This is a genomic window from Flavimobilis sp. BM9, from assembly GCF_058313055.1.
The window spans coordinates 742,356-757,053 of the sequence record NZ_JBZEMO010000001.1 but is presented as its reverse complement, the minus strand read 5'-3'; the positions used below and the strand labels follow the sequence as shown (position 1 = coordinate 757,053).

At 71.1% G+C, this 14,698-nt stretch carries 14 protein-coding genes; 2 read left to right on the top strand and 12 right to left on the bottom strand.

Annotated elements, in window-relative coordinates; translation table 11 throughout:
* Nucleotides 1–32: 32 nt before the first annotated feature.
* Both AC4F3Q_RS03410 and AC4F3Q_RS03405 read left to right on the top strand, forming a co-directional pair.
* Nucleotides 33–968, top strand: coding sequence for an ABC transporter ATP-binding protein (locus tag AC4F3Q_RS03410; protein WP_491038724.1), 936 nt, complete (start codon nucleotides 33–35; stop codon nucleotides 966–968).
* Nucleotides 965–1,810 carry an ABC transporter permease gene (locus tag AC4F3Q_RS03405; RefSeq protein ID WP_491038723.1) on the top strand — a complete coding sequence of 282 codons (846 nt, stop codon included), beginning with the start codon at nucleotides 965–967 and terminating at the stop codon, nucleotides 1,808–1,810. The genes AC4F3Q_RS03410 and AC4F3Q_RS03405 overlap by 4 nt, the downstream gene beginning before the upstream one ends.
* A gap of 353 nt (nucleotides 1,811–2,163) precedes the next feature.
* On the opposite strand, the gene AC4F3Q_RS03400 is transcribed toward AC4F3Q_RS03405, so the two are convergent.
* From AC4F3Q_RS03400 to frr, 12 genes are all read right to left on the bottom strand, one after another.
* Entirely contained in the window at nucleotides 2,164–2,766 is a 603-nt protein-coding gene (locus AC4F3Q_RS03400; RefSeq protein WP_491038722.1) for a hypothetical protein, read from the bottom strand.
* 3 nt (nucleotides 2,767–2,769) lie between these two features.
* On the bottom strand, nucleotides 2,770–4,023 hold the full coding sequence (locus AC4F3Q_RS03395; RefSeq protein WP_491038721.1) for a hypothetical protein: 1,254 nt from the start codon (nucleotides 4,021–4,023) through the stop codon (nucleotides 2,770–2,772).
* Nucleotides 4,020–4,808, bottom strand: a complete 789-nt coding sequence (locus AC4F3Q_RS03390; protein ID WP_491038720.1) for an ABC transporter ATP-binding protein — start codon at nucleotides 4,806–4,808, stop codon at nucleotides 4,020–4,022. Before AC4F3Q_RS03390 ends, AC4F3Q_RS03395 begins: the two co-directional genes overlap by 4 nt.
* Before the next feature lie 225 nt (nucleotides 4,809–5,033).
* Nucleotides 5,034–6,797 carry a proline--tRNA ligase gene (locus tag AC4F3Q_RS03385; protein ID WP_491038719.1) on the bottom strand — a complete coding sequence of 588 codons (1,764 nt, stop codon included), beginning with the start codon at nucleotides 6,795–6,797 and terminating at the stop codon, nucleotides 5,034–5,036.
* A 52-nt stretch (nucleotides 6,798–6,849) separates the two neighbouring features.
* Nucleotides 6,850–7,746, bottom strand: a complete 897-nt coding sequence (locus tag AC4F3Q_RS03380; RefSeq protein WP_491038718.1) for a GNAT family N-acetyltransferase — start codon at nucleotides 7,744–7,746, stop codon at nucleotides 6,850–6,852.
* Nucleotides 7,747–7,759: 13 nt separating this feature from the next.
* Nucleotides 7,760–8,923: a flavodoxin-dependent (E)-4-hydroxy-3-methylbut-2-enyl-diphosphate synthase gene (gene ispG / locus AC4F3Q_RS03375; protein WP_168445920.1), complete on the bottom strand. Its 1,164-nt coding sequence runs from the start codon at nucleotides 8,921–8,923 to the stop codon at nucleotides 7,760–7,762.
* Nucleotides 8,924–8,998: 75 nt separating this feature from the next.
* Entirely contained in the window at nucleotides 8,999–10,303 is a 1,305-nt protein-coding gene (locus AC4F3Q_RS03370) for a M50 family metallopeptidase (protein ID WP_491038717.1), read from the bottom strand.
* 90 nt (nucleotides 10,304–10,393) lie between these two features.
* The gene (gene dxr / locus AC4F3Q_RS03365; RefSeq protein ID WP_491038716.1) at nucleotides 10,394–11,563 is read right to left on the bottom strand and encodes a 1-deoxy-D-xylulose-5-phosphate reductoisomerase; all 1,170 of its coding nucleotides are present in this window, start codon (nucleotides 11,561–11,563) and stop codon (nucleotides 10,394–10,396) included.
* Nucleotides 11,560–12,114 carry a DivIVA domain-containing protein gene (locus AC4F3Q_RS03360; RefSeq protein ID WP_350308674.1) on the bottom strand — a complete coding sequence of 185 codons (555 nt, stop codon included), beginning with the start codon at nucleotides 12,112–12,114 and terminating at the stop codon, nucleotides 11,560–11,562. The genes dxr and AC4F3Q_RS03360 overlap by 4 nt, the downstream gene beginning before the upstream one ends.
* A complete protein-coding gene (gene rlmN, locus AC4F3Q_RS03355; RefSeq protein ID WP_491038715.1) occupies nucleotides 12,111–13,247 on the bottom strand; it encodes a 23S rRNA (adenine(2503)-C(2))-methyltransferase RlmN in 1,137 nt (378 codons plus the stop codon). The genes AC4F3Q_RS03360 and rlmN overlap by 4 nt, the downstream gene beginning before the upstream one ends.
* A gap of 22 nt (nucleotides 13,248–13,269) precedes the next feature.
* Complete coding sequence (locus tag AC4F3Q_RS03350; protein WP_168445924.1) at nucleotides 13,270–14,124, bottom strand: phosphatidate cytidylyltransferase; 855 nt, start codon at nucleotides 14,122–14,124, stop codon at nucleotides 13,270–13,272.
* The gene (gene frr, locus AC4F3Q_RS03345; RefSeq protein WP_491038714.1) at nucleotides 14,124–14,681 is read right to left on the bottom strand and encodes a ribosome recycling factor; all 558 of its coding nucleotides are present in this window, start codon (nucleotides 14,679–14,681) and stop codon (nucleotides 14,124–14,126) included. Before frr ends, AC4F3Q_RS03350 begins: the two co-directional genes overlap by 1 nt.
* Nucleotides 14,682–14,698: the final 17 nt, after the last annotated feature.

Here is a 14,698-nt window from a genome sequence, read left to right as displayed (position 1 = left end):
GCTGCGGCGCCCGCACTCGATAGCGTGGCGTCATGACAGCTCCCGCACCCGCCCTGCCCGTGATCGAGGCGCGCGCTCTGAGACGCACGTTCGGGGAGGTCGTCGCTGTCGACGGCATCGACCTGACCATCCGTCGCGGCGAGGTCGTCGCGGTCCTCGGCCCCAACGGCGCCGGCAAGACGACGACGATCGAGATGCTCCTCGGCCTGCGCCGACCGACGTCCGGCACGGTCCACGTCCTCGGCGCCGATCCCGAGTCCGCCGACGTGCGCGCCCGCGTCGGTGCGATGCTCCAGGACACGGACGCCCCGGCCTCGCTCACGGTCGCCGAGATGATCACGCTCGTCGGCACGTACTACCCGATGCACCTGCCGACGCCGTTCGTGCTCGAGCGGGCCGACCTCGTCGAGCATGCGGGCAAGCGTGTCAACCAGCTCTCCGGCGGGCAGCGTCAGCGGCTCTCGTTCGCGCTCGCGATCGTCGGCGACCCGGACATCCTGTACCTCGACGAACCGACGGCTGCTCTCGACGTCGTCGCGCGGCAGCGGTTCTGGTCCTACGTCCGCGCGTTCGCCGACCTGGGCCGGACGATCGTCTTCTCGACGCACGACATGAACGAGGCCGACGAGGCCGACCGGGTCGTGGTGATCGACCACGGGCTAGTGATCGCGGACGCGAGCCCCGCCGAGCTCAAGCGGCTCGTCGCCGCGACGACGGTCACGATGCGCACCGACGCCACGCCGGACGCGCTGCACGGCCTCCCCGGAGTCCGCAGCGCGACCATCGAGGATCCGGGCACCGACGGGCTGCGGCCCGTGGTGCTCCACGTGAGCGACGCCGTCGCGCCGCTGCGCGCGCTCCTCGCGTCCGACGCGACCGTCGTCGACCTCCTCGTGACCGAGGCGAGCCTCACGACGGCGTTCCTCCATCTCACCAGCCAGCCCGAGCAGCCGGAGGTCACCGCGTGAGCACCGACCAGCACCTCGCCCGCGTACCGAGCCCCGAGGCGCTCCCGAGCGGCGGGCGCCTCCCCCGGCTCGCCGCGCAGGTCGCGTCCGAGGTCACCCGCTACCGGCGGCTGCCCGAGTACTTCATCGGCGTCGTCGTGCTGCCCGTCATCCTGTTCGCGATGTTCGGGCTGCCCAACGCGGGCACGACGCTGCCCGGCGGTACGACCGTCGTCGCGCTGCTGTTCGTGTCGTTCTCCTGCTACGGCGTCGTGTCGCAGTCGCTGTTCTCGTTCGGCGCCGAGCTCGCGGCCGAGCGCGAGGCCGGATGGCTGCGCCGCCTGCGTGCCACCCCCATGCCGATGAGCGTCTACTTCGCCGGCAAGCTCGCCGTGAACCTCGTGTTCACGCTCCTCATCGCGATCGCGACGGCGCTCCTCGCGACGTTCGCAGGCGACGCGGCCTTCGACCCGGGGCGCCTCGCGGCGACGGTCGGCGTGCTGCTCCTGGGCACCGTCGTGTTCTCGCCGATGGGCGCGGCGATCGCCTACTGGGCGCGACCGCGAGCGGCCTCGACGATCGTCAACCTCGTCTTCCTGCCGCTGTCGTTCCTCTCGGGGTTCTTCTTCCCGCCGAGCCAGCTCCCCGACGTGCTCCAGGGGGTCGCGCCGTGGCTGCCGACCTTCCACTTCGGCCAGCTCGCCTGGCGAGCGATGGCACCCGCCGACGACGTGCGTCGCTTCGGTGCGGAGCTGTCCGGCAGCGCGTGGCAGCACGTCGCGGTCGTCGTCGTGTGGGGCCTCGTCTGCACGGTCGTCACCGTGTTGGGCTACCGGCGCGAGCTGCAGCGCGAACGGTCCTGACGTCCCGGGCGCGGCACCCGGAGATCACTGCGCGGATCGCCGGACGACCAGGATGCGCGCGTCCTCGTCCCCGACCGACCCGACGTGCTCCGTGACGACCACCTCGTCATCGACAGCGATCGGGCCGCCCCCCACGAATGCGAGCGGACCGCAGAGGTCGTCCGCCCCCGATGGGCGCACGCACCCGACGCTGCGATCGTCCTCCATGGAGACGAGCTGTCCGTGGACCTGGGTCGGTGCAAGCTCGGCGCGGGTGTCGCTGGTACCCCAGAACCGCCCCCCGACGAGGCCGGCTACGACTGCCAGCGCGACCGCGCCGATGACTCCCGGACGCAACCGTCCAGACGAACGCATCACTGTGACCTCCGACCTCTTCCCGCCCGTCGCACCGACGGGCGAACGACATAGAGAGCTGCACCGCATGCCAGGACGGTGAGACCCACGAGCATGTTCCCTGCGCCCACCGGTGCCAGCAGGAGCGCCCAGCGCCTCTCTTGGAGCGTGATCGGGTCGAGCCCCACCGTGTAGGTTGCTGCCACCACGACCACCGGGAGCACCCAGGGCACCGCACCGATCCTCGCAGCACCGAGGAGCAGGCCGACGAGGAGCGCCCCGTTTCGGAGGACCTCCAGCCCGGCCACGGTCTCGGAATACTGGGCCGCGACGGCAAGGCCTGCGAGCACCACCGAGCACGACGCCCAGAGCACGACCACGGCGCGGCTGACCTGTGCGCGAGCGCGCATGGCTCGCTCCAGCTCCTCCACCGGTGCGGGCAGCGCGGGGACGAGCGCGACCGCGAGCAGGACCGGGGCGACGAGCCTCAGGCGAATCTCGACAGGGTCGTGCAGGAAGGGCGCTCCGACCCCCGCGCGTCCGCTCGCGAGCACGAGCAGCACGGCTGCCGCGGTGGCGATGGCGACAGACACTCCCTGCCGCGCCCGGATCATGGCAAGCATTCGCTAGGAACCTACCGGCCGCAGGTCGGCGAACTCGCACCGGTCCGAAGCGGTGAGCAGCTGCGTGATCCAGCGTTGCTGTTCCGTCTCCGAGGTCTGGAGCATCGTTCGCGCACCTGCACCGATCTCTCGAGCGTCGACGAAGCCGGCCCGGACGAGCAAGACCTCCTGCAGCTCGGCGAGCACGGCGCGCGCCGCCTCGGGAGGTGGCGCGTCGCCCCACAGGCAGTCCCTGTTCCAGACGACGTAGTGCATGAGGGCCACCGGATCCACGCCGTCGACGCCGAGCGTCCCTGCGTTCAGCACAAGGTCACGGCCTGGACCGGCGGCCGGCTCTGCTCCGGTTGCCTGATCGAAGCGCGCCGGGAAGCCCGCCCCTGTGCCTCCTGCAGCACTCGAGATGCGAGCGAGCGCGTCATGGACGAGCCCGATCCGTCCCGCGGCCTCGGGAAGCATGCACACCTCGGGGGCCTCGCCGTGACACTCAGCCGCCGTCCGAGAGGGCGCAAGCTCGAACCTGTCCGACGATGTCTGGGCCAGCGTCACCGCCGGCACGACGATCGCCACGAGCACGGCGAGCGACGCGGCGGCTCGCCGCAACCGTCCGCCTGCCACGATGACCCAGGGGACGACGAGGAGCGAGAGCCACAGGACCGACTGTGCCGCGACGACGTCCTTTCGCCAGGCAAGACCTGCCAAGGGTGCGGTGGCGCCGCCAGCCTCGAACCACAATCGAGGGAGGGGGCCACCGACGCTCGAGGCCACAGCGAGCAGGGACCCGATGGCAACCGCGGGGGCGGCCAGACGGCTCGTCACGACGAGCCCGACAGCGTGCCCGACGCCGACGTAAGCCGCGAGCGCGAGCAGCTGCCAGGCAAGGGCCACGACCGGCGGCCACCCCGCTGTTCCCGAGGCGAGCACCGCCCCCGACACGACAGCGAGCGCGAGCAGATGGCTCGCCCACACCCACGACAAGGTCCCCAGGAGCTCGAAGCCGTAGGCGCGCGCCGACCCGCGCGCCGCAGCGACGACCTCACCGAAGCTCGCTCGCATCACCTGAGCGCGCCAGGTCGCGAATCCAGCGATGACCGGGCCGAACAGCGAGATGGTGCCGCCCAACCAGTCCACCGCCCAGGTCCACTCCGTCCGCCATCCCGCGCCCTCGAAGCTGAAGAGGACGACAATCTCGAAGGCGAGCGCTACCGGGAAGAGCCACCGTGCTGGCGACGTGCGTACGGCGAGCAGCCAGGTTCTCATCTGTCCCCGCCAGAGGCTCGGACGGGAGCTGTCCCACCCATCAGGCCGGTCCTCTCCGGTCCGACCAGCGCGAGAAAGGCGCGCTCGATGTCGGAGCCGGAGCGTCCACCAGGTGCGAGCGTGTCGAGCGAACCCGAGTACTTCACCCGCCCGGCATCGAGGATGACGACGTGGTGTGCCAGGGCGGCGACGTCGTCGGCAAGATGGGTGGTGAGCAGCACCGACGATCGCGCACTCGTCGAGCGGATCAGCTCGCGCATCGCAGAGCGCTGCTGGAAGTCGAGCCCCGCGGTCGGTTCGTCGACGATGAGGATGTCGGGATCACCGACGAGCGCTGCGGCGAGCCCGAGCCGCCGGAGCATCCCACCCGAGAGCGCGCGCGTCCGTGCACGGGCATGGTCCCCGAGTCCGACGTCATCGAGGAGGCGCGGCGCCCGCGAGCGCGACTCGCGCCCGGGCAGCCCCTTGAGGAACCCTACGTACTCCAGGTAGTCCACGCAGGTGATCCCGGGCACAGCCCGCACGTCCTGCGGGAGGTATCCCACCAGCCGACCGCGACGGCGGTCGTCGAGCGTGACCCGGGACCCGTCGCCGTCGAGGACGACGACGCGACCGCTGTCGGGAGACAGCGCACCGGCAAGCACCCTGATGAGGCTCGACTTCCCGGCGCCGTTGATCCCGAGGAGAGCGGTCACGCCGTCGGCCATGGTGAAGCTGACATCATCGAGCGCGTGCACCCGGCCGTAAGACAGGTGCACGCGCTCGACCGCAAGACGAGACGTCACGTCGGGCTCACCACGTCGCCCGCTCACCACTGAGCACAGTTCCCCCCTGCTTCGGCACGTACTGCCGCTCCACCGCCACAGAGCACGCCGACGCAGGTCAGCCGCCATGTCGCGGGAGCGTCGATGACCTCCAAGGAGTACCGGATCCCACCATCCCCGTCAACAGGATCGGCGAGACCCGACACGGGCCCCGCCGACCTGCGGATGACAGGTCGCCCCCGCGTCTCAGAAGGTGCTGACGATCCCCTCGACGTGCGCGACGACGTCGTCCACGGCGACCTGGATGCGATCGGTGCTCGTACGCTCGCGCACCTCGATCACCCCGTCCGCGAGGCCGCGGCCGACGACGACGATGAGAGGAACACCGAGGAGCTCGGCGTCGGCGAACTTCACGCCGGGCGAGACCTTGGGGCGGTCGTCGTACAGGACCTCGACGCCGCGCGCCGAGAGCTCCGTCGCGACCTTCTCCGCCGCGGCGAACACAGCCTCGTCCTTGCCGGTCGCGACGACGTGCACGTGCGCGGGTGCGACGTGGGCAGGCCACGTGAGGCCCGAGTCGTCGTGGTTCGCCTCCGCGAGCGCCGCGAGCGCGCGCGTCACGCCGACGCCGTACGAGCCCATCGTCACGGTGACCTGCTTGCCGTTGACGTCGAGCACCTTGAGGCCGAGCGAGTCCGCGTACTTGCGGCCGAGCTGGAAGATGTGGCCGATCTCGATGCCGCGCGCGAGCTCGAGCGGGCCCGAGCCGTCGGGAGCGGGGTCGCCCGCGCGCACCTCGGCGGCCTCGATCGTGCCGTCGCCGACGAAGTCGCGGCCGGCGACCAGGTCGAACACGTGCGCGTCCACCACGTTCGCGCCGGTGATCCAGCGTGTACCGGCGACGACGCGCGGGTCGAGCAGGTAGCGCACGCCCTCCTCGTCGCCGGTGTTGGCACGGCCGACCGCCTGCGGGCCGATGTAGCCCTTGACGAGCTCGGGGTGCTTCGCGAACTCGGCCTCGCCGGCAGGCTCGGCCTCAGCGGGCGCGAGCGACGCCTCGAGACGCTTCATGTCGACCTCACGGTCACCGGGCAGACCCACGACGACGAGCTCCTTCGAACCGTCCGGGTGCGTGAGCGACAGCACGACGTTCTTGAGAGTGTCCGCCGCCGTCCACTCACGGCCGTCCGTGCGGGGGTGGTTCGCGTTGGCGAACGCGACGAGCGACTCGATCGTCGGCGTGCCGGGCGTAGCCTCGACGTGCGCAGCCGGCGCGTCGTCGAACGGCAGCGCGTCCGGGACGGGGGTCACCACAGCCTCGACGTTGGCCGCATACCCGCCCGCCGAGCGGACGAACGTGTCCTCCCCGATCGGGCTCGGCGACAGGAACTCCTCCGAGCGGGAGCCGCCCATCGCCCCGGCGGTGGCCGCGACGATGACGTACTCGAGGCCGAGGCGCGTGAAGATCCGCTCATAGGCCGCACGCTGCGCCTGGTAGGACGCCTCCAGGCCCGCGTCGTCGATGTCGAACGAGTACGCGTCCTTCATGATGAACTCGCGGCCGCGGATCAGACCAGCACGAGGGCGCGCCTCGTCGCGGTACTTGGTCTGGATCTGGAAGAGCGTCAGCGGCAGGTCCTTGTACGACGAGTACAGGTCCTTGACCAGGAGCGTGAACATCTCCTCGTGCGTCGGCGCGAGCAGGTAGTCGGCGTCCTTGCGGTCCTTGAGGCGGAACAGGTTGGGACCGTACTCCGTCCAGCGGCCCGTCGCCTCATAAGGCTCACGCGGCAGGAGCGCCGGGAAGTGGACCTCCTGGGCGCCAGCCGCGAGCATCTCCTCGCGGACGACCGCCTCGACCTTGGCGAGGACGCGCAGGCCGAGCGGCAGCCACGTGTAGATGCCAGGGGCGGCGCGACGGATGTACCCGGCGCGCACCAGCAGGCGGTGGCTCGCGACCTCCGCGTCGGCGGGGTCCTCTCGCAGGGTCCGGACAAAGAGCTGACTCATTCGCAGAAGCACAGGGCAAGCGTACCGACTGGCGGCACCTGCCCTGGCCGCGTCAGAACATCACGGTCGCGTACGTGCCCTCCCGCACGAACCCCACGCGCTCGTAAGCCGCGAGCGCCCTGGTGTTGTACGCGTTGACGTAGAGCGACACGAGCGGCGCGTGGGTCGCGAGCGTCGCCGCGACCACCGCAGCGACGCCCGGGGCAGCAAGGCCTTCCCCGCGGCGGGACGGGGTGACCCACACCCCCTGGAGCTGGGCGACCTGCGGGACGAGCGCCCCGACCTCCGCCTTGAACACGACCTTGCCGCGACGTCCGGCTCCAGCGCCCTCGATCCGGGCGTAGGAGCGTCCCTCGGAGATGAGCTGCAGCACGCGGCGCTCATAGCCCGACGACGACGCCGAGAGCGGCGAGTACCCGACCTCCTCGACGAACATGCTCACGCACGCGGGCAGGAGCGTCCCGAGCTGCTCAGGCATGCTCGCCCGGACCTCCGGGTCGGGCTCGACGGCAGGCGCTGCGGAGATGACGAGCGACGGCTGCTCCGGCCTGATCTCGCGCGCGGGCCCCCAGGCGCCATCGAGGTGCCGCCACAGCCCGAGCACCCCGTCAGCCCGGCCGACGATTGACGACGAGCGCCGTCCACGGCTGCGCGCGAACGCGGCGAACGCCGCGCTCGCCTCGTGACGACGACGCAGGGCGAGCGCAGGGGGCAGCACGGGCACGAGGTTCGCCCCGGCCCAGCAGACCGCCTCGAGCGGCCCCTCGGCAGGGAAACCCCACACCTGACCGCCCGACGAAGCGACCCCGCTCTCGACCGCCATGAGGAGGCGGCAGTACGCGAGCACCGAACCGACCGGGTCGGCAGCGCACAGCTCGAGAGCAGCCGGCAGGTCGACGTCGGTCAGCTGCCGGGCCTGCTCCAGGCCCGGGGCGAGGTCGCGCCCCACGGGTCGTCCGCGCTCAGCCCGCGACCGACACGGTCGGGGCGGCACCCTCGACCGGCTCCATCGTCGCGGCGATACGCATCGCCTCGTCGATGAGCGTCTCGACGATCTGGTCCTCCGGGACAGTCTTGACGACCTCGCCCTTGACGAAGATCTGCCCCTTGCCGTTCCCGGAGGCCACGCCGAGGTCAGCCTCGCGCGCCTCGCCCGGGCCGTTGACGACGCAGCCCATGACGGCGACGCGCAGCGGGACCGTGAGCCCCTCGAGGCCAGCGGTGACGCGTTCGGCGAGCGTGTACACGTCCACCTGGGCCCGGCCGCAGGACGGGCACGACACGATCTCGAGCCGACGCGGGCGCAGGTTGAGCGACTGCAGGATCTGGATGCCCACCTTGACCTCCTCGACGGGAGGGGCCGAGAGGGAGACGCGGATCGTGTCGCCGATGCCCTGGCTGAGCAGCGCGCCGAACGCCGTCGCAGACTTGATCGTGCCCTGGAACGCCGGGCCCGCCTCGGTCACGCCGAGGTGCAGCGGCCAGTCGCCACGCTGCGCGAGCAGCTCGTACGCGCGGACCATCACGACAGGGTCGTTGTGCTTCACGGAGATCTTGAAGTCGTGGAAGCCGTGCTCCTCGAAGAGCGACGCCTCCCAGACGGCGGACTCGACGAGCGCCTCAGGCGTCGCCTTGCCGTACTTCTCGAGCAGGCGACGGTCGAGCGAGCCGGCGTTGACCCCGATGCGGATCGACGTACCAGCGTCGCTCGCGGCACGCGCGATCTCCTTGACCTGGTCGTCGAACCTGCGGATGTTCCCCGGGTTGACCCGGACCGCCGCGCAGCCAGCGTCGATCGCAGCGAACACGTAGCGCGGCTGGAAGTGGATGTCAGCGATCACGGGGATCTGCGACTTCTTCGCGATGATCGGCAGCGCGTCCGCGTCGTCCTGCGACGGGCACGCGACACGCACGATGTCGCAGCCCGCGGCGGTCAGCTCGGCGATCTGCTGAAGCGTCGCGTTGATGTCCGTCGTCGGGGTCGTCGTCATCGACTGGACCGAGATCGGTGCGTCGCCGCCGACCTCGACCGTGCCCACGCGGATCTTTCGGGTCTTGTGCCGGGGCGCCAGGACGGGGGGCTGTTCCTTGACGGACGGGATGCCGAGGCTGATCGGTACGCTCACCCCGTCAGTATCCCCCTCGCGAGGCGACGGCGGCGCCCTGGGACCGAGGTGCTGCACACAATCCACCCGCCCCGCTCAGGTCAGCGTCACCGGCACCACGAGGTCGGCGACGATCAGGAGCGCGGAGATGCCGATGAGCACGACGAACACGCCGTACGCGAGAGGCATCATCCTGGCGGTGTCCGCAGGCCCCGGCAGCGGCGAGCGGCCGCGCAGGCGGGCGGCCTGGCGGCGCGCACCCTCGTAGAGCGCCCCGACGACGTGACCGCCGTCGAGAGGCAGGAGCGGGATCAGATTGAAGACGAACAGCGCGATGTTCAGGCTCGCGAGGAGCGACACCCAGATGACCACCCGGTCGCCCGTCGTCACGCCCTCGAGGTCCGCAGAGCCGACCTCACCCGCGACCCTGCCGACACCGACGATGCTCATGACCGAGTCCTGGGCGCGCTCACCGCCCGTGACGAGCGTCCGGCCGACGTCCCACACCTGGACGGGCAAGGTGGTGACGATCCGGGCCGTGCCCGTGACCTGGGTCCACAACGCCTCAGCGGTGTCCCCGAGGTCGCCGCGGACCTTCTCGACGGTCGGGCCCACGCCCACGTACGCCGACGTGACGGTCTGCGGCTCCCCTGCGTCGTCGAGCACAGGCGTCCCCGCGGCGTCGACCACCGTGCGCGTCGCGACCTGCGGCTGCACCGTGACCTCGGTGCGCGCGCCGTCGCGCTCGATCACGACCGCCGCCGGGCGGTCGCCGTTCGCGCTGATCGCGGCCGTCACGTCAGACCACGTGTCGACGTCGGTGCCCGCATAGCTGAGGATCCGGTCGCCAGGCTCGAGGCCCGCAGCAGCGGCTGGCGACTGCTGGTCGCCCGCTGCGCACGCGCCCGCCGTCGTCGCGGGGACGCACGGGACGACGCGCTCGACCGTCGTCGTCGGCTGCACGGACCCGACACCCATGACGAGCACGCCCATGAGGACGAGCGCGATGAGGAGGTTCATGAACGGGCCGCCCAGCATGACGACGACCTTCTTCCCGGCCGAGAGCCGGTAGAAGGCACGGTGCTCCTCGCCCGGGAGGATCTCCTCGGCCGACGCGTCGCGGGCGTCCTGCGCCATCTCCGCGAACCGGCCCGGCCGGCTCTCCCCCGTGCCCGGCGCGTACATCCCGACGAGCCGCACGTAGCCACCGAGCGGGATCGCCTTGACGCCGTACTCCGTCTCGCCACGCGTCCGTGACCACAAGGTCGGCCCGAAGCCGACCATGTACTGGCTCACCCGCACGCCGAAGCGCTTCGCGGGCACCATGTGCCCGACCTCGTGGAGCGCGATCGACAGGAGCATCCCGACGACGAACACGACGACACCGATCAGGTACCCCATGCGACTGCTTCTCCTCGGTGCTGTGCTTCGCCCCGACGGGGCGTTCAGGCTGATGGTACGGCTGGCGGGCCCCGGGCCGGAACGGCGGCGTCAGCGCGCGAGCACCTCGTTCGCCCGAGCGCGGGCCCACGACTCAGTCTCGAGCACGAGGCTGGGAGTCAGGTGAGAGGTTCCCGGGCCCTCGTGCTCGGCGAGAACTGCCTCGACGGTCGCGACGATGTCGAGGAAAGCGATGCGGCTGGCGAGGAACGCGTCGACGCACTCCTCGTTCGCGGCGTTGAGCACGGCCGGGTGCGTCGGCGACGCGGTCACAGCATGACGCGCGAGGCCGACGGCGCGGAACGTCACCTCGTCGAGCGGCTCGAACGTCCACGACGTCGCGGCGGTCCAGTCGCACGCGGGCGCCGCGTCCGGCACGCGGTCGGGCCAGCCGAGGCCGAGCGCGATCGGGATGCGCATGTCCGGTGGGGACGCCTGCGCGATCGTCGACCCGTCCGTGAACTCGACCATCGAGTGGACGACCGACTGCGGGTGCACGACGACCGTGATGTCGGCGACCGGCACGTCGAAGAGCAGGTGCGCCTCGATCAGCTCGAGGCCCTTGTTCATCATCGACGCCGAGTTCACCGTGACGACCGGACCCATCGCCCAGGTCGGGTGCGCGAGCGCCTGCTCGGCGGTCACGCCCGCCATCTCCTCGCGCGTCCACCCGCGGAACGGTCCGCCCGACGCGGTGAGCACGAGACGGCGCACCTCGTCACGACGTCCGGAGCGCAGCGCTTGCGCGATCGCAGAGTGCTCCGAGTCCACCGGCACGATCTGCCCTGGCCGCACCGCGGCCTGCGTGACGAGCGCCCCTCCGACGACGAGCGACTCCTTGTTCGCGAGCGCGAGCGTCGAGCCCGCCTCGAGCGCCGCGATCGTCGGCTCGAGACCGACCGAGCCCGTGATGCCGTTGAGCACGACGTCCGCACCGCACGCCGCGACCTGGGACGCGGCACCAGGGCCGGCGAGGACCTCGACGCCCGGATCGTCGAGCGCCTCGACGACCGCAGCACGCGCGGACTCGTCGTGCACCGCGACGACGCGTGCCCCGACCTCACGCGCCTGACGTGCGAGCAGCCCCGGGTCACGGCCACCCGCGCTCAGCGCGACGACGTCGAAACGGCCAGGGTTGCGCCTGACGACGTCGATCGCCTGCGTACCGATCGACCCCGTCGACCCGAGCAGCGCGACCGTGCGACGCCCGTCGGAGGTCACTCGACGCCCAGGAGGACCTCGATGGCGCGGGTGAGGAACGCGTCGACGGGAGCCTCGGCGTACCCGTCACGACCGCGCCGACGCCGGAACTTGGCCTCACGGACCTCGGTGGACGTGATCGGCTCGCCGCGGTCGAAGTAGCTCACGAGGCGGGCGCACAGAGCGTCGACGTCGTCGGCGTCGTACGACCAGTGGCCCCGGCTCCCAGGAGCGAACTTCTCCCCCGCAGGGCGGCTCAGCCGCCCGTACAGCGTGCGTGCACGCTCGGCGAGCAGGGCCATCCACGCCTGCTGCCCGTTCTGGGCGACGTACTCGGTGCGCTCCTTCGCGACGAAAGCCGACTCGAGACGGTCGAGCGCTGCGTCGACCTCCGCGAACGCGTAACCGCCGCGCGTGAAGCCGAACGCAGCCCGGTGGATCGACGCGGCGTCGAGCCCCGTGCTTGCCGAGCCCTCGTACTCGCGCCGAGCGCGGTCGAAGAGCTCGTCGACGTCCTCCGGGGCGTATCCGGTGCGGAGCCTGGACACGGTCGAGAACATGGTGCTGCTCACTCGTCCTCCTCCTCGGCGGCCAGCTGGCCGCACGCGCCATCGATGTCGCTGCCGCGGGTGTCGCGGATCGTCGTGGGGATGCCGTGGCCGCGCAGGCGCGCGACGAACTCGGCCTCGACCGCAGGGTCGCTCGCCGTCCAGATCGAGCCCGGCGTCGGGTTGAGCGGGATCGGGTTGACGTGCACCCAGCCCCGGCCCCGCGCGTTGAGCTTCTTGCCGAGCAGGTCGGCACGCCACGCGTGGTCGTTCATGTCGCGGATCAGCGCGTACTCGATGCTCACGCGACGACCCGTGACCGTGTGGTACTCCTTCGCCGCGTCGAGCGTCTCGTCGACCGACCAGCGGGTGTTGATCGGCACGAGCTCCGAGCGCAGCTCGTCGTCCGGCGCGTGCAGGGACAGCGCGAGCGTGAGGGGCAGCCCCTCGCCGCTGAGCTTGCGCATCGCGGGCACCAGGCCCACCGTCGACACCGTGATGTTGCGCGCCGACATCCCCATGCCGTCCGGCACCGGGGCGATGAGCTGGCGGATCGTGCCCATGACGGCCTTGTAGTTGGCGAGCGGCTCACCCATGCCCATGAACACGAGGTTGTTGAGGCGGCCCGACCCGCCGGGGATCTCACCGTCGACGAGCGAGCGCGACGCCGCGCGCACCTGCTCGACGATCTCCGCGGTCGAGAGGTTGCGGGTCAGGCCGAGCTGCCCGGTGGCGCAGAACGGGCACGCCATGCCGCAGCCAGCCTGGCTGGAGACGCACAGCGTCGACCGGTTCGGGTACTGCATGAGCACCGACTCGACCTTCGCGTCGTCGAACAGGTGCCACAGCGTCTTCACGGTCGTGCCACCGTCCGCCTTGAGCGTCCGCGACGCGCGCAGGAGCGGCGGGAAGAGCGACTCGGTGAGGCCCTCACGCGTCGCCGCGGGCAGGTCCGTCATGAGCGCCGGGTCCGAGGTGAGGTGCCCGTAGTAGTGCTGCGCGAGCTGCTTCGCGCGGAAGGGCTTCTCCCCCGCCTCGGTCACCGCGACGACGCGCTCCTCAGGGGTGAGGTCCGCGAAGTGGCGCGGCGGCTTGCCCCGCCGGCCGGCGGCCGGGGTGGCGAGGTTGAGCGTCACAGGGACGCGTCGTTCTGACATGGGAGAAGTCTCTCAGGGTTGGTCAGCCCGCGGCCGGCAGGGACACGGACAGCAGGAGGTACACGAACGGGGCGGTGAGGAGCAGGGAGTCGAGCCGGTCGAGGACGCCGCCGTGCCCGGGAAGCAGCGTGCCCATGTCCTTGAGCTCCATGTCTCTCTTGAGCAGCGACTCGGCGAGGTCGCCGAGCGTCGCGGTCACCGGGGTCGCGACGCCGAGGGCGAACCCTACCCAGAGAGGCTCGCCGAGCACGACGACGCCGCCGACGAGCCCGACGGCGAGCGCGAGCAGGAACGAACCGGCCAGCCCTTCCCAGCTCTTCTTGGGGCTGATCGTCGGGGCGAGCGGGTGCTTGCCGAACCGGACGCCGGCGAAGAAGCCACCGGTGTCGCTCGCGACCGCGAGCAGCACGAACACGAGGACGCGCGTGGCACCGTCGGGCTGCGCGAGCAGGAGCATCGCGAAACCAGCCATGAGCGGCAGGTACGCGGCGGCGAACGCGCCGGCCGAGGCATCGCGCAGGGCACGCGCTCCACGCGCGTCGATCGCACGCCACACGACGACGCCCACGACCGTCAGCACGAACGACACCATGAGGGCCTCGAGGCCCGACGTGTACGCCGAGACGAGGATCCCCGCGGTGCCCACCCACAGCGGGGCGAGCGGGAGGTGCACGTCACGGCGGGAGAACGCCTGAGCCAGCTCCCACAAGGCCGCGCACACTGCGACCAGAGCGAACAGGACGAACGCGGGCCGCCACAGGTAGAGGGAGCCGACGACGACGACGAGCAGGCCCACCCCCACCGCGACGGCCTTCGGAAGGTCACGTCCGCCGGTCGAGGAGGTGCGAGGCTCAGCGTCCACGGGCAGGTCAGCCATCAGACCTCGAGAAGCTCGGCTTCCTTGGCGGCGAGGATGACGTCGATCTCGTCGGTGTGACGCTTCGTCAGCCCGTCGAGCTCCTTCTCCGCACGCGAGCCCTCGTCCTCACCGATCTCACCGTCCTTGACGGCACGGTCGATCGTGTCCTTCGCCTTGCGGCGCACGGAACGCACGGAGACGCGCGCGTCCTCAGCCTTGGACTTGGCGAGCTTGACGTAGTCGCGGCGACGCTCCTCCGTCAGTGCAGGCAGCACGACGCGGATGACGTTGCCGTCGTTCGCCGGGTTCACTCCGAGGTCGGAGTCGCGCAGCGCCTTCTCGATCGCCGTCATCGCCGTCTTGTCGAACGGGGAGATGAGCACCGTGCGCGCCTCGGTGACGTTGAACGACGCAAGCTGCTGCAGAGGAGTAGGGCTGCCGTAGTACTCGACGAAGATCTTGGAGAACATCGCCGCGTTGGCACGACCGGTGCGGATCGCCGCGAAGTCCTCCTTGGCGACCTCCAGTGCCTTGTCCATCTTTTCCTCTGCCTCGAGGAGAGTCTCGTCGATCACCGGTGCTCCTTGTGTCG

Excerpts from the sequence above, each read along its gene's own strand:
- AC4F3Q_RS03370 (WP_491038717.1), bottom strand. The coding sequence starts at position 10,303 with ATGGGGTACCTGATCGGTGTCGTCGTGTTCGTCGTCGGGATGCTCCTG.
- AC4F3Q_RS03385 (WP_491038719.1), bottom strand. The coding sequence starts at position 6,797 with ATGAGTCAGCTCTTTGTCCGGACCCTGCGAGAGGACCCCGCCGACGCG.
- AC4F3Q_RS03395 (WP_491038721.1), bottom strand. The coding sequence starts at position 4,023 with ATGAGAACCTGGCTGCTCGCCGTACGCACGTCGCCAGCACGGTGGCTC.
- AC4F3Q_RS03400 (WP_491038722.1), bottom strand. The coding sequence starts at position 2,766 with ATGCTTGCCATGATCCGGGCGCGGCAGGGAGTGTCTGTCGCCATCGCC.
- AC4F3Q_RS03410 (WP_491038724.1), top strand. The coding sequence starts at position 33 with ATGACAGCTCCCGCACCCGCCCTGCCCGTGATCGAGGCGCGCGCTCTG.
- rlmN (WP_491038715.1), bottom strand. The coding sequence starts at position 13,247 with ATGTCAGAACGACGCGTCCCTGTGACGCTCAACCTCGCCACCCCGGCC.
- AC4F3Q_RS03350 (WP_168445924.1), bottom strand. The coding sequence starts at position 14,124 with ATGGCTGACCTGCCCGTGGACGCTGAGCCTCGCACCTCCTCGACCGGC.